The 13,620-nt window shown below is 62.8% G+C and carries 11 protein-coding genes and 1 riboswitch; of the genes, 3 read left to right on the forward strand and 8 right to left on the reverse strand.

What is annotated here, in order from left to right:
- Nucleotides 1–64: 64 nt before the first annotated feature.
- From thiQ to sgrR, 4 genes are all read right to left on the reverse strand, one after another.
- Complete coding sequence (gene thiQ, locus CKW09_RS03795) at nucleotides 65–769, reverse strand: thiamine ABC transporter ATP-binding protein ThiQ (protein ID WP_095095725.1); 705 nt, start codon at nucleotides 767–769, stop codon at nucleotides 65–67.
- A gap of 57 nt (nucleotides 770–826) precedes the next feature.
- Entirely contained in the window at nucleotides 827–2,431 is a 1,605-nt protein-coding gene (thiP, locus tag CKW09_RS03800; RefSeq protein WP_061795074.1) for a thiamine/thiamine pyrophosphate ABC transporter permease ThiP, read from the reverse strand.
- Nucleotides 2,407–3,393 (reverse strand): thiamine ABC transporter substrate binding subunit, encoded by a 987-nt coding sequence (thiB, locus tag CKW09_RS03805; RefSeq protein ID WP_095095728.1) that lies wholly within the window; start codon nucleotides 3,391–3,393, stop codon nucleotides 2,407–2,409. Before thiB ends, thiP begins: the two co-directional genes overlap by 25 nt.
- 56 nt (nucleotides 3,394–3,449) lie before the next feature.
- Nucleotides 3,450–3,567, reverse strand: a riboswitch (TPP riboswitch).
- A 37-nt stretch (nucleotides 3,568–3,604) separates the two neighbouring features.
- On the reverse strand, nucleotides 3,605–5,266 hold the full coding sequence (gene sgrR / locus CKW09_RS03810; RefSeq protein WP_061795075.1) for an HTH-type transcriptional regulator SgrR: 1,662 nt from the start codon (nucleotides 5,264–5,266) through the stop codon (nucleotides 3,605–3,607).
- 87 nt (nucleotides 5,267–5,353) lie between these two features.
- On the opposite strand from sgrR, the gene sgrT reads away from it, so the two are divergent.
- From sgrT to CKW09_RS03825, 3 genes are all read left to right on the forward strand, one after another.
- Nucleotides 5,354–5,530, forward strand: a complete 177-nt coding sequence (gene sgrT, locus CKW09_RS03815; protein WP_083950329.1) for a glucose uptake inhibitor SgrT — start codon at nucleotides 5,354–5,356, stop codon at nucleotides 5,528–5,530.
- 173 nt (nucleotides 5,531–5,703) lie between these two features.
- Complete coding sequence (locus CKW09_RS03820) at nucleotides 5,704–6,903, forward strand: MFS transporter (RefSeq protein WP_061794944.1); 1,200 nt, start codon at nucleotides 5,704–5,706, stop codon at nucleotides 6,901–6,903.
- A gap of 141 nt (nucleotides 6,904–7,044) precedes the next feature.
- Nucleotides 7,045–8,517, forward strand: coding sequence for a DASS family sodium-coupled anion symporter (locus tag CKW09_RS03825; protein ID WP_061794945.1), 1,473 nt, complete (start codon nucleotides 7,045–7,047; stop codon nucleotides 8,515–8,517).
- 134 nt (nucleotides 8,518–8,651) lie between these two features.
- Here the strand turns inward: CKW09_RS03825 and leuD are convergent, their stop codons facing one another.
- From leuD to leuA, 4 genes are read right to left on the reverse strand one after another with little or no spacing between them, the layout of a single operon-like run.
- Nucleotides 8,652–9,254: a 3-isopropylmalate dehydratase small subunit gene (gene leuD, locus CKW09_RS03830; protein ID WP_061794946.1), complete on the reverse strand. Its 603-nt coding sequence runs from the start codon at nucleotides 9,252–9,254 to the stop codon at nucleotides 8,652–8,654.
- Nucleotides 9,255–9,263: 9 nt separating this feature from the next.
- Nucleotides 9,264–10,664, reverse strand: coding sequence for a 3-isopropylmalate dehydratase large subunit (leuC, locus tag CKW09_RS03835; RefSeq protein ID WP_061794947.1), 1,401 nt, complete (start codon nucleotides 10,662–10,664; stop codon nucleotides 9,264–9,266).
- Between the two features lies 1 nt (nucleotide 10,665).
- On the reverse strand, nucleotides 10,666–11,757 hold the full coding sequence (leuB, locus tag CKW09_RS03840; RefSeq protein WP_061794948.1) for a 3-isopropylmalate dehydrogenase: 1,092 nt from the start codon (nucleotides 11,755–11,757) through the stop codon (nucleotides 10,666–10,668).
- Between the two features lie 2 nt (nucleotides 11,758–11,759).
- Nucleotides 11,760–13,334: a 2-isopropylmalate synthase gene (gene leuA / locus CKW09_RS03845; protein WP_061794949.1), complete on the reverse strand. Its 1,575-nt coding sequence runs from the start codon at nucleotides 13,332–13,334 to the stop codon at nucleotides 11,760–11,762.
- Nucleotides 13,335–13,620: the final 286 nt, after the last annotated feature.

Genomic DNA, 13,620 nt, shown 5'->3' on the forward strand with positions numbered 1-13,620 from the left:
AAAAACACAGGCGCAAAATTCGCACAACAGGTTTATTTGCACAGCATAAAAAACGCGCGGCGGATCACGCTTTATGCGAAATGCCCAGCACCTGCGCTGCCGGCGAGCTGCCGTCCAACAGGGATTGCGTCGGGCCGTCGTAGTAAATGCGGCCGTCGACCACCAGCAGCGTGCGCGGCGCGATGCGCGCGGCGTCGTCCAGGTTGTGCGACACCATCAGCAGCGTCAGATTGCGCTGTTCACACACTTCCTGCAGCAGCTGCAGCATTTCGTTGCGCAGCGCCGGATCGAGCGCCGAGAAAGGCTCGTCGAGCAGCAGGATCGGCCGTTGGCGGATCAGGCAGCGCGCCAGCGCGGCGCGCTGCCGCTGGCCGCCGGAGAGCTGCGACGGCAGGCGCGGCAGATGTTCCTCCAATCCCACCTGCCGGGCGATCTGCGCCAGCTGCCGTTGCTGCTGGGCATTCAGCCGCAGGCCGGGATCGAGGCCCAGACCGATGTTCTGCGCCACCGTCAGGTGGGCGAACAGGTTATTTTCCTGAAACAGCATCGACACCGGCCGCTGGGCCGGCGGCGTGGCGGTGCTTTCCTCGCCGTCGAGCAGCAGCCTGCCGCTGGCGGCCGGCAGAAAACCGGCGATCAGGCTCAGCAGAGTGCTTTTGCCCGCGCCGCTTGGCCCGAGCACCGCGACGCGCTCGCCCGGCTGGATGCGCAGATCAAAGCGCATCGGCAGGTGTTCATACAGATAAGTCAGTTTTTCAAGCGTCAGCATAGGTTCTTCATCTTTCGAGTCGCCGCGGTGTGGGTTGCCTGTCATTTAGCTTGAAACCTATTGGGCAGCGCGGCCCGGTAAGCGTTCGATCAGGGTAAACAACAGGAAGCACAGTCCCAGCAGCAACAGCGCGGTCACCGCGCCATCGTTGCTGCGGTAGGCGCCAATCTGCTGATACAGGTAGAACGGCAGGGTACGGAAATGTTCGTTGCCAAACAAGGCGACTACGCCGAAATCGCCGATCGACAGTACGCAGGCGAAGGCCAGCGCCTGCGACAGCGGGCGGCGCAGCGCTTTCAGTTCGATCAGGCGCAGCCGCCGCCAGCCGCGTATGTCCAGCGACAGGCACAGCGGATTATAGCGTTCGGCCAGGTCGCGCATCGGGTTTTCCAGCACCTTCAGCGCATAGGGCACCGCCATCAGCGCATTGGTGAGGATCACCAGCGCATAGGGCGACTGCGGCAGCCCGACGGTGTCGTTCAGCAGCAGGAAGAAGCCGGTGGCCAGCACGATGCCCGGCATCGCCAGGATCACCATGCCGCTCAGCTCAAGCCGTTGCCCCGCGCGCAGCCGTTGCCGCAGCTTCAACTCACGGCTGCTCCACAGCAGCATCATGGTCAGCGCCACGCACAGCAGCCCGGCGCCGATCGCGATGCGCAGCGAAGTGAACAGCGCTTGCCACAGCAGCTGCTGTTGCAGCACGCTGAGCATCGCCTGATTGACGCCGTCGACCATGACCGCCAGCAGCGGCGGCAGCAACAGCAGCAGGGCGGCGGCGATCAGCACCACGTCGCTGACGCGCCGCCACAGGCTGTCTTCGGGGTTGCGCCAGATCTGCGCATGGGTATGGCCCACCGGCAGCGCCTGGCTCAGCCGCTGGCTGAGCAACACCAACCCCAGGCAGCATGTCAGTTGGATCAGCGCCAGCAGCGCGGCCCGGCTGAGATCGTAGTCGTAGCTCAGCGCTTGGTAGATGGCCAGCTCGATGGTGGTGGCCTGCGGCCCGCCGCCCAGCGACAGCACGGTGGCGAAGCTGGCGAAGCACAGCATGAAGATCAGCGCGCCGCTCGGCAGGATCTGGCGGCGCAGCGCCGGCCATTCGACGAAGCGGAACTGCTGCCAGCCGTTCATGCCCAGCTGCGCCGCCAGCTGGCGCTGCTCGACTGGGATGTTTTCCAGCGCCTGCAGCAGCAACCGGCTGGCCAGCGGCAGGTTAAAGAACATGTGCGCCAGCAGAATGCCCTGCAGGCCGTAGGGCGAGAAGCCGTAATCGAGGCCCAGCCAGCCGCATAGCGTCGCCAGCCAGCCCTGGCGGCCATAGACGCTGAGCAGGCCGAATACCGCCACCAGCACCGGCAGCACCAGCGTCATGGCGCACAGCCTGAGCAGCAGCCGCCTGCCGGGGAAGCGGCGCCGGAACAGCGCGCGCGCCAACAGGATGGCCGGCAACACCGAGATCAAGGCCGACAGCAGCGCCTGCCAGAAGGTGAAGCGCACCACATGCCACAGATAGCTGTCCTGCCACAGGGCGCGCCAGTCGCTGTCCGGCGCATGGCGCCACAGCGAGCCCATCGCCAGCGCGGCCAGCGTCAGCATCAACGCGGCGGCCAGCAGCCCCGGCCACAGCCAGCGGGGGATCACTGGCTGACGGCGGTTTGCCATGCCCGGATCCAACTGCCGCGTTGCTTGGCCACCTCTTCGGCGCTGTACTGCAGCGCGGTCTGCGGAACGATCATCTGTTCAAAGCCGGCCGGCAGCGCGGTTTTGATCGCCGGGTACATCCAGTTGCCGGTGGGAATGCTGTTCTGGAACGCCGGCGTCACCATAAACTGCAGGAAACGCTCCGCCAGCGCCGGCTGCTTGCTGGCCTTCAGCTTGCCCGCCACCTCGACCTGCAGATAATGGCCTTCGCTGAAGTTGGCGGCGGCGTAGCCGTCTTTTTTCTCTTCAATCAGGTGGTAGGCCGGGGAGGTGGTGTAGCTGAGCACCAGGTCGCCTTCGCCTTTCAGGAACAGGCCGTAGGCTTCGCTCCAGCCCTTGGTGACGGTGACGGTTTTCTTCGCCAGCTGCTGCCAGGCCGCCGGCGCCTTGTCGCCATAGACCTTCTGCATCCACAGCAGCAGGCCAAGACCCGGCGTACTGGTGCGCGGATCTTCATAGATCACCTTCCAGTCTTGATCGCTGTTGACCAGTTCCTGCAGGCTTTTCGGCGGGTTCTTCAGCTTGTCCTTGTTGTAGACGAAGGCGAAGTAGCCGTAGTCGTAAGGCACGAAGGTTTTATCCTGCCAGCCGCCCGGTACGGCCAGCTTGCCGACATCGACGCCGCTCGGCGCGAACAGGCCGGTTTGCCGGGCGGCCTGCAACAGGTTGTTGTCCAGGCCCAGCACCACGTCGGCGGCGCTGTTCTTGCCCTCCATGCGCAGGCGGTTCAGCAGCGATACGCCGTCTTCCAGCGCGACGAATTTCAACGCGCAGCCGCATTCGGCCTCGAAGGCCTTTTTCACCGCCGGGCCGGGGCCCCAGTCGGCGGCGAAGGAATCGTAGGTATAGACCGTCAGCGTCGGCTTGGCGAGAACCGGCGCGGCGCACAGCAGCAGTAAGCAGGGCAGGTATTTTTTGACCACGTTGCACTCCTGAGAAATAAGGGGCAAGGCATCTGAGGGGGCGGGGGCGGTTACGCCGGATCGCTGGGCTCAAATCCCTCCGCCGGTATTGACCGGATCAGGTTCGACGGGTGTGCTCTCAGCGGAAAAGCGGCCGGTCGCGCCAGCTCATTTTCCGCACCCCGTTGAGACGGCGCTATTGTAAAGACTAACCGACGCCGACGAAAGGCGCTTATGCCTCCGGCGGCGCAAACCAGGCGGATTTGAAGTCGAACCAGCCGAGGGTGTTCATCCGTACCCCGCGCATGCTGCGCTGGCCGTGCAGCTGCAGCCAGTGGTGGAACAGCGGATGCAGATGGTGGCGGCTGACCAACCGTTGGCAGAATTCCGCCAGCGGCAGGCGGTTGGCGCGCCACAGCGCGGCGTCCTGGGCTAAATCCTCGCTCATGCAGTGCTGCATCAGCGGCAGCTCATACAGGGTGGCGAACAGCGAAAACTCCAGCGGCAGGTAAAAATTGGCGCTGCCGAGCCACAGATCGCTCTGCGCATCGCCTTTATGCCAGACCTCGTAGTCGACGCTCTGCACGATCAGTTTGATGCCGTGCAGCGCCAGCAGCGGCTCGATCGCCTGGCGGATGGCGTGGAACTCCGAGTGCTCGTTGAAATGGGTCATGGTCAGCTCGGTCAGGCCCGCCGGCTTGGGCTGCTGCGCCAGCGCGCGGTTGTGGTGCCAGCGCGGCAGCAGGCCATAGGCCGGCGACCAGTAGCGCTGGTAGACCGGACCGGCGTTGGCCAGCAGCGCAATCGGATTGATCAGTTCGCACAGCCAGCTGCGGATGGCCGGATCGGCCGCCAGCGGGGAGCGCTGGTCGAACAGCAGAAAGTAGCAGCCCTCCTCCAGCCGGCTTTCCAGCTCGTTTTTGCCGGTATCGTCGCCCTGCAGCTGCACGCCGGAGTGCACCAGCTCTTCGGTCACCTCCGGCAGCACCCAGATATTCACCTCATCGATCAGCGCCCGGTAGCCAAAGTAGTCGTCGAAGGCGTGGATTTTCATCTGGCTGCGGTGGTTGCGCACCACGCTGTAAGGCCCGGTGCCGATGGGGTGGCGGGCAAAATCCGGCAGGCTCGGCCATTCGCGCGGCAGGATCATCGCATGCACGCTGCCCAACAGCCACGGCAGCCAGTGATCGGGGCTGCGCAGATGCACGTCGATCACGTAGGGCGTCGGTGAGGTCACGCGGTCGATATGCGAGAACAGCGGCTGTGGCGTCAGGCGGTTGATGGTGCCGATGACGTCTTCCATTTCCAGCTCGCGGCCGTGGTGGAAATGAATTGCCGGCCGCAGATAAAAACGCCAGTGCAGCGGCGTCAGCGCCTGCCAATGATGGGAAAGATCGGACTCCAGTTCCCCGTTTTCCTCGTTTATCCGCGTCAGGCCGCTGAAAATCTGGCGGGCCAGGTGGGTCTCCGAACGCCGCAGCGCCGAGCCGGGCAGCAGGTTGTACAGTTGGCGATAGTAGAGCACCCGCAGGATGTGTTTGCCCTGGCGGAAGCTGCGGCCCAGCTGGGACAGCAGCATCTGGCGCACCACGTTTTTGTCGCCGACCAGCTGCACCAGCTGATCGATGCGGTCCTGCTCCAGCAGCTCCTCGGCCCGCTGCTGCTGCAGCGCCAGGCCGGTGTAGTGAAAGGTCAGCCGGGATCGTTTGCCGCGCCCCGACTCCGCCTGCCAGGTCAACCAGCCCTGCTGTTGCATGGCGCTCAGCAACGAACGCACGTGGCGCCGCGAGCAGCTGAGCACTTCCGCCAGCTCCTGCAGCGTGGTTTCGGTGGCTTCGCCGTGGCAGCGTTGCCACAGGCGAATGAACTGCTGCTGCAATCTGGAGGTGGACATAAAAGAGGAACGCTCCCGCATCAATCCGTCAATTTATCTTTCCCTATATTACGCCGATAATTTTCCTCAATGAAAGGGGGAGGGCGAATGATGAAAGCTTTCTTGTCAAAACAGTTCTATCAGCGCTATTTCAGCGCGGTGCGCCGCCAGCACGCCGACTGGCTGGGCCTGGTGCCTGAGCAGGCGCGGCTGGAGATGCTGGCCCACCTGACCCAGTGGAATATCAAGGAAATGACCGAAAAGCAGTACCGCGAACATCTTTGAACGACGCTGCGGCTTGAAATAGGCAGGGCAAAAGAGTTTCTGAGTAATGGTGCAATTTCACCAGCCAGTGGGGCAACCCACTGGTTTTTTTATCGTCGGCAACGCCATCTCCTTGCAATTTCCAGCGCGTAGCCTAAGGTTTTCACTTCTGCTTTAGGGTCAGGGACGAAGATATGCAACACCTGAGCTGGCTGTCACGACGTTTTAATCCCATTTTTGCCGCTTTCCTGCTGATCGCCTTTCTTTCGGGCATCGCCGGCGCCTTGCTGGCGCCGACGCTGAGCCTGTTTCTCACCACCGAGGTGCAGGTGCGGCCGCTGTGGGTCGGTTTGTTCTATACCGCCAACGCCGTCGCCGGCATTGCCGTCAGCTTCCTGCTGGCCAAGCGTTCCGACACCCGCGGCGATCGCCGCATGCTGATCCTGCTGTGCTGCCTGATGGCGGTCGGCAACTGCCTGCTGTTCGCCTTCAACCGCGACTACCTGACGTTGATCACCGCCGGGGTGCTGATGTCGGCGGTCGCCAACACCGCCATGCCGCAGATTTTCGCACTGGCGCGCGAATACGCCGACAGCGAAGCGCGCGAGGTGGTGATGTTCAGTTCGGTGATGCGCGCGCAGCTGTCGCTGGCCTGGGTGGTGGGCCCGCCGCTGTCCTTCGCGCTGGCGTTGAGCTACGGCTTCACGGCGATGTTCCTGATCGCCGCCGCCACCTTTGCCCTGTGTACGCTGTTGGTGTGGTTCACCCTGCCGTCGGTGCCGCGTGCACAAGAGGCGGGCGATAGTTTGCAGGGCGGCGCCTCCGCGCCGATCGCGCCCGCCAGCGCCTGGCGCAACCGCGACGTGCGGCTGCTGTTTATCGCCTCGATGCTGATGTGGACCTGCAACACCATGTACATCATCGACATGCCGCTGTACATCACCGCCGATCTCGGCCTGCCGGAGAGCCTGGCGGGGCTGCTGATGGGTACCGCCGCCGGGCTGGAGATCCCGGCGATGCTGCTGGCCGGTTATTACGTCAAACGCTTCGGCAAGCGCAACATGATGCTGTTCGCGGTCGCGGCGGGCGTGCTGTTTTACCTCGGGCTGGTGGTGTTCAAGGTCAAGCTGGCGCTGATCGCGCTGCAGCTGCTCAACGCCGTTTTTATCGGCATTATCGCCGGTATCGGCATGCTCTATTTCCAGGACCTGATGCCTGGGCGGCCGGGCGCCGCCACCACGCTGTTCACCAACAGCATTTCCACCGGGGTGATCCTGGCCGGGGTGCTGCAGGGGGCGCTGGTGGAAAACCTGGGGCACTACGCGGTTTACTGGCTGGCGGCGCTGCTGGCGGTGGCGGCGCTGTGGATCAGCGCCCGGGTGCGCGAAGTGTGAGATCGAACGCCGTCATTATTGACGCAAGTCATTGAGAAGCTTAAGCCACACGCCCAAGCTAAACGGACACAGAGCGCGATCGCCGCGTTCTCGCCCATCTTGCCGTTGAGATGCCGATCCGTTTAGAAAAGTGGGTACGTTATGGATAAACTGACACCGCTCAAGCCCGTTCCTTCCCTGTGCGCCGTCGCCGCCACGCTGATCGTCTGGTTCTTCATTCCGGTGCCGGAAGGCGTGGCGCCCAATGCCTGGCAGCTGCTGGCGCTGTTTATCGGCACCATCATCGCCATCATCGGCAAGGCGATGCCGATCGGCGCCGTTGCGGTGATCGCCATCGCGCTGGTGGCGGTGACCGGCGTAACCCACCCCGGCAAGCCGGGCGCGGCGCTGGACGACGCGCTCAGCGGCTTCTCCAACCCGCTGATCTGGCTGATCGGCTTTTCTATCATGATCTCCCTCAGCCTGAACAAAACCGGCCTGGGGGCGCGCATCGGTTACTATTTCATTTCGCTGTTCGGCAAAAAAACGCTGGGCATCGCCTATGCGCTGACGCTGGCGGAAACCACCCTGGCGCCGGTGACCCCCAGCAACACCGCGCGCGGCGGCGGCATTATTCACCCGATCATGAAGTCGATCGCCGACAGCTTCGGCTCCAGGCCCGAGCTGAATACCTCCGGCAAAATCGGCCGCTATCTGTCGCTGGTCAACTACAACATCAACCCGGTCACCTCGGCGATGTTTATTACCGCCACCGCGCCTAACCCGCTGATCGTCAGCCTGATCGCCAAAGGCACTCAGGGCAGCTTCGAGCTTTCCTGGTCGATGTGGGCGGTGGCCGCGCTGGTGCCCGGGCTGTGTTCACTGATCGTCATGCCGCTGGTGATTTACCTGCTGTATCCGCCGGAGGTGAAAAGCACCCCGGATGCGCCGCGTTTCGCCCGCGAGAAACTGCAGGCGCTGGGGCCGGTGACGCTGCCGGAGAAAATCACCCTGGCGGTGTTCGCGCTGCTGTTGGTGCTGTGGGCCGGCATTCCGGCGATGATCTTCGGGCCGGCGCTGGCGGTGCATCCGACCACCGCGGCGCTGATTGGCCTGGCGGCGCTGCTGGCCACCGGCGTGTTGAGCTGGGAAGACGTGCTGAAACACAAAGGGGCCTGGGACACCGTGGTGTGGTTCTCGGCGCTGGTGATGATGGCCAGCTTCCTCGGCAAGCTGGGCTTGATCGGCTGGCTGTCGCAGACCGTGGGCGGCGGCATCGCGCATATTGGCATGAGCTGGGTCGGCGGCACCGTGCTGCTCACCATTATTTATCTGTATTCTCACTACTTCTTCGCCAGCACCACCGCGCACGTTACCGCGATGTTCGCCGCCTTCTTCGCCGCCGGGATAGCGCTTGGCGCGCCGCCGGCGCTGCTGGGGCTGATTCTGGCGTTCTCTTCTTCGCTGATGATGTCGCTGACCCACTACGGCACCGGCACCGCGCCGATTATCTTCGGTTCCGGCTATGTGACGCTGGGCGAGTGGTGGAAGGCGGGGCTGGTGATGAGCGTAATCAACCTGCTGATCTGGATGCTGATCGGCGGGGCATGGTGGAAGTGGTTGGGTTACTGGTGATACCCGTCATACTTGAAACTGCCGCCGTGTTGGCTGCGTAAGTGCACCCCTGTCACTTAGTACACTAAGCTCCAGGGGATTAACTTACTTGCCGCCTTGCCGCAGTTCCAATTATTTAGGGTATACGCCGATGATCAGTTCAGAAACGCCGGCTGCTGCGCTTCGTAGCGGGAGATGTCCGCTTCGTGCTGCAGCGTCAGGCCGATGCTGTCCAGCCCGTTGATCATGCAGTGGCGGCGGAAGCTGTCGATCTCGAACGGGTAGCTCTTGCCGCCGGCGTTGACGGTCTGGTTTTCCAGATCGACCACGAACTCGACGCCTTCGCGCTCCGCCACCAGCTTGAACAGCTCATCGACCTGCTGTTCGCTCAGGGTGACCGGCAGCAGCTGGTTGTTGAACGAGTTGCCGTAGAAGATATCGGCGAAGCTCGGTGCAATCACCACCTTGAAACCGTAGTCGGTCAGCGCCCAGGGCGCGTGCTCGCGCGAAGAGCCGCAGCCGAAGTTTTCCCGCGCCAGCAGGATGCTGGCCCCTTTGTAGCGCGGTTTGTTCAGCACGAATTCCGGGTTCGGTTGCTGGCCGGCGTCGTCGAGGAAACGCCAGTCGTTGAACAGGTGCTGGCCGAAACCGGTGCGGGTCACCTTCTGCAAAAACTGTTTGGGAATGATGGCGTCGGTGTCGACGTTTGCCGCATCCAAGGGCACCACTAAACCGGTATGTTGAGTAAATTTAGCCACGGTAGCCCCTTAGTGAATATCACGAATATCGGCGAAATGGCCGGCAACGGCGGCCGCGGCGGCCATTGCCGGGCTGACCAGGTGGGTGCGCCCACCGCGGCCCTGACGCCCTTCGAAGTTACGGTTGCTGGTGGATGCGCAGCGCTCGCCCGGGTTCAGGCGGTCGTTGTTCATCGCCAGGCACATCGAGCAGCCCGGCAAACGCCATTCGAAACCGGCTTCGATAAAGATTTTGTCCAGCCCTTCGGCTTCCGCCTGCGCCTTCACCGGGCCGGAGCCCGGTACCACGATCGCCTGCACGCCGCTGGCGACCTTGCGGCCCTTGGCGATCGCCGCCGCCGCACGCAGGTCTTCGATGCGCGAGTTGGTGCAGGAGCCGATAAACACTTTATCGATCGGCACCTCGGTCAGTTTGATGCCCGGTTTCAGATCCATATACGCCAGCGCCTTTTCGGCCGAGGCGCGCTCGACCGGATCGCTGAACGATTCCGGCGCCGGGATCGCCTGATTGACGGCGATCACCTGGCCGGGGTTGGTACCCCAGGTAACCTGCGGCGCGATGTCTTCGGCGCGCAGCGTGACCACGGCGTCGAATTTGGCGTCGTCGTCGGACTTCAGCGTGCGCCAGTATTCTACCGCCTGCTCCCAGTTGCTGCCGGTCGGCGCAAACTGGCGGCCCTTCAGGTAATCGAAGGTGGTGTCGTCCGGCGCCACCAGGCCCGCCTTGGCGCCCATTTCGATCGCCATGTTGCACAACGTCATGCGGCCTTCCATGCTCAGCGCTTCAATGGCTTTGCCGCAGAACTCCACCACGTGGCCGGTGCCGCCGGCGCTGCCGGTTTTGCCGATCACCGCCAGCACGATGTCCTTGGCGGTGATGCCTTCGGCGGCGTCGCCGGTCACTTCAATCTTCATGGTCTTGGCGCGGCCCTGCTTCAGGGTCTGGGTGGCCAGCACGTGCTCCACTTCGGAGGTGCCGATGCCGAACGCCAGCGAGCCGAACGCGCCGTGGGTGGCGGTGTGCGAGTCGCCGCAGACGATGGTCATGCCCGGCAGCGTCATGCCCTGCTCGGGGCCGATCACGTGCACGATGCCCTGGAACGGGTGGTTCAAATCGTACAGCGAGACGCCGAACTCCGCGCAGTTCTTGATCAGCTCCTGCATCTGGATGCGCGCCATCTCGCCGCTGGCGTTGATGTCTTTGGTCTGGGTCGAGACGTTGTGATCCATGGTGGCGAAGGTCTTGCCCGGCTGGCGCACCTTGCGGCCCATGGCGCGCAGGCCGTCGAACGCCTGCGGCGAAGTGACTTCGTGCACCAGATGGCGGTCGATATACAGCAGCGGCGTTTCGTTCGGCGCTTCGTAGACCACGTGGGCATCGTACAGCTTCTGATATAAGGTTTTGGCCATGTTATGCCCCCTGAGCTACAAAGCGGGCGATGATGTCGCCCATTTCATCGGTGCTGATGGCTTTGCCTTCACCGGCCAGATCGGCGGTGCGGTAGCCCTGTTCCAGCGCCTGGTTGATGGCGCGCTCGACGGCGTCGGCCGCCTCGAAGGCGCCCAGGCTGTAACGCAGCAGCAGGGTGGCGGACAGGATCTGGGCCACCGGGTTGGCGATGCCTTTGCCTGCGATGTCCGGCGCGGAGCCGCCCGCCGGCTCATACAGGCCGAAGCCTTGTTCGTTCAGGCTGGCGGAAGGCAGCATGCCCATCGAGCCGGTGATCATCGCGCACTCGTCGGACAGGATGTCGCCGAACAGGTTGGAGCACAGCAGCACGTCGAACTGGGACGGATCCTTAATCAGCTGCATGGTGGCGTTGTCGATGTACATGTGCGACAGCGACACGTCCGGATAGTCTTTGGCGACCTGATTGACCACTTCGCGCCACAGGATGGAGCTTTGCAGCACGTTGGCCTTGTCGATAGAGGTGACCTTGTTGCGGCGCTTGCGGGCGGATTCGAAGGCGATGCGCGCGATGCGTTCAATTTCGAAACGGTGATAGACCTCGGTATCGAAGGCGCGCTCCTGCATGCCCTGGCCTTCGCGGCCCTTCGGCTGGCCGAAGTAGATGCCGCCGGTCAGCTCCCGCACGCACAGGATATCGAAGCCGCGGGCGGCGATATCGGCGCGCAGCGGGCAGAACTCCTCCAGCCCCTGATACAGACGGGCGGGGCGCAGGTTGCTGAACAGTTTGAAGTGCTTGCGCAGCGGCAGCAGGGCGCCGCGTTCAGGCTGCTCGGCCGGCGGCAGGTGCTCCCATTTCGGGCCGCCCACCGAGCCGAACAGGATCGCATCCGCCTGCTCGCAGCCGGCCAGGGTCGCCGGCGGCAGCGGGCTGCCGTGGCGGTCGATGGCGATGCCGCCGACGTCGTATTCTGCGGTGGTGATGCGGATGTCAAAACGCTGACGCACCGCGTCCAACACCTTGTGCGCCTGGGCCATTACTTCCGGGCCGATTCCGTCTCCGGGCAAGACGGCAATATGGTAAGTCTTCGTCATGTTCACACCGTTTCCTGATTATTTTGATGTTTGCTTTGCTGCAAGCGCTGCTTTTCTTTTTCTACCTGCTGTGAGCGCCAAATATTATTCAATACGTGAACCATCGCCTTGGCGGAAGATTCGACGATGTCGGTCGCCAGGCCCACGCCGTGGAAGCGGCGGCCGTTATAGGACACCACGATGTCGACCTGGCCCAGCGCGTCGCGGCCCTGACCTTTGGCGGTCAGCTGGTATTTCACCAGTTCGATCGGGTAGCCGGTAATGCGGTTGATCGCCTGGTAGACCGCATCGACCGGGCCGTTGCCGGTGGCGGCTTCGGCTTTTTCTTCGCCGCCGCAGACCAATTTCACCGAGGCGGTGGCCATAATGCTGCTGCCGGACTGCACGCTGAAGTAATCCAGGCCGAAATGCTCCGGCTCTTCCTGCTGCTTGTTGATGAAGGCCAGGGCTTCCAGGTCATAATCGAATACCTGGCCCTTTTTGTCGGCCAGCTTCAGGAAGGCGGCGTACAGGGTATCCAGGTTGTAGTCCTGCTCCTGGTAGCCCATCTCTTCCATGCGATGTTTCACCGCCGCGCGGCCGGAGCGCGAGGTCAGGTTCAGCTGCACGTCTTTCAGGCCGATCGACTGCGGGGTCATGATTTCGTAGTTTTCGCGGTTCTTCAGCACGCCGTCCTGGTGAATGCCGGAGGAGTGGGCGAAGGCGTTGGAGCCGACGATGGCCTTGTTGGCCGGAATGGGCATGTTGCACAGCTGGCTGACGATTTGGCTGGTGCGGAAGATTTCCTGGTGATTGATGTTGGTGTGCACGTTCATGATGTCCTGGCGCACTTTAATCGCCATGATCACCTCTTCCAACGAGCAGTTGCCGGCGCGTTCGCCGATGCCGTTCAGGGTGCCTTCGACCTGGCGTGCGCCCGCCTGCACCGCGGCGATGGAGTTGCCGACCGCCATGCCCAGATCGTCGTGGCAGTGGACGGAAATAATGGCTTTGTCGATGTTTGGCACCCGGTCATACAGGGTAGTGATGATGCCGCCAAACTGGTTCGGTGTGGTGTAGCCGACGGTGTCCGGGATGTTGATGGTGGTGGCGCCGGCGTTGATGGCGGCTTCGACCACCCGGCACAGGTTGTCGATCGGCGTGCGGCCGGCGTCTTCACAGGAGAACTCCACGTCGTCGGTGTAGTTGCGGGCGCGTTTGACCGAGCGCACCGCCATCTCCAGCACTTCGTCGAACGAACGCTTCAGTTTCGATTCGATGTGCAGGGTCGAAGTGGCCAGGAAAACGTGGATGCGGAAGGCTTCGGCGACGCGCAGCGCTTCGGCGGCCACGTCGATGTCTTTATCGACGCAGCGGGCCAACCCGCAGACGCGGCTGTTCTTGATTTGGCGGGCGATGGTCTGCACGGATTCGAAGTCACCCGGCGAGGAGACCGGGAAGCCGACCTCCATCACGTCGACGCCCATTCTTTCCAGCGCCATCGCGATCTGAATCTTTTCTTTTACGCTCAGGCTGGCCTGCAGCGCCTGTTCACCGTCACGCAGCGTGGTATCGAAAATAATGACTTGTTGGCTCATCGGGGCGTTCCTTATCGTGTTGATTTCACGCTAAGCGGGTAAAAAAAAACCCGCGCAGTAGCGCGGGTTTCTTATGGATGATGGGCTGAGTCAGCTCTGAACTCCGTCCACCAGCATACCGCGCAAACAAGATGCGTTAAGTAGTAGGCCTAGTAGACGGTGAGTACGGATCATGAGGGTTCAGCTTCTCTTAAATTTGTGTCGTTGCCTAATTTGATACTTTATTGGCCTGGCGATGTCAACACCTGATTGAATGCACGGGTAATTCGCCGCGGGCAAATTGGCG

Source organism: Serratia ficaria, assembly GCF_900187015.1.
GTDB classification, from domain to species: Bacteria; Pseudomonadota; Gammaproteobacteria; order Enterobacterales; family Enterobacteriaceae; genus Serratia; species Serratia ficaria.

What these genes read in the sequence shown, in the direction of transcription:
- leuB (WP_061794948.1), bottom strand. Translation starts at nt 11,757, where the DNA reads ATGACGAAGACTTACCATATTGCCGTCTTGCCCGGAGACGGAATCGGC.
- CKW09_RS03825 (WP_061794945.1), top strand. Translation starts at nt 7,045, where the DNA reads ATGGATAAACTGACACCGCTCAAGCCCGTTCCTTCCCTGTGCGCCGTC.
- sgrR (WP_061795075.1), bottom strand. Translation starts at nt 5,266, where the DNA reads ATGTCCACCTCCAGATTGCAGCAGCAGTTCATTCGCCTGTGGCAACGC.
- sgrT (WP_083950329.1), top strand. Translation starts at nt 5,354, where the DNA reads ATGATGAAAGCTTTCTTGTCAAAACAGTTCTATCAGCGCTATTTCAGC.
- leuA (WP_061794949.1), bottom strand. Translation starts at nt 13,334, where the DNA reads ATGAGCCAACAAGTCATTATTTTCGATACCACGCTGCGTGACGGTGAA.
- thiP (WP_061795074.1), bottom strand. Translation starts at nt 2,431, where the DNA reads ATGGCAAACCGCCGTCAGCCAGTGATCCCCCGCTGGCTGTGGCCGGGG.
- thiQ (WP_095095725.1), bottom strand. Translation starts at nt 769, where the DNA reads ATGCTGACGCTTGAAAAACTGACTTATCTGTATGAACACCTGCCGATG.
- CKW09_RS03820 (WP_061794944.1), top strand. Translation starts at nt 5,704, where the DNA reads ATGCAACACCTGAGCTGGCTGTCACGACGTTTTAATCCCATTTTTGCC.
- leuC (WP_061794947.1), bottom strand. Translation starts at nt 10,664, where the DNA reads ATGGCCAAAACCTTATATCAGAAGCTGTACGATGCCCACGTGGTCTAC.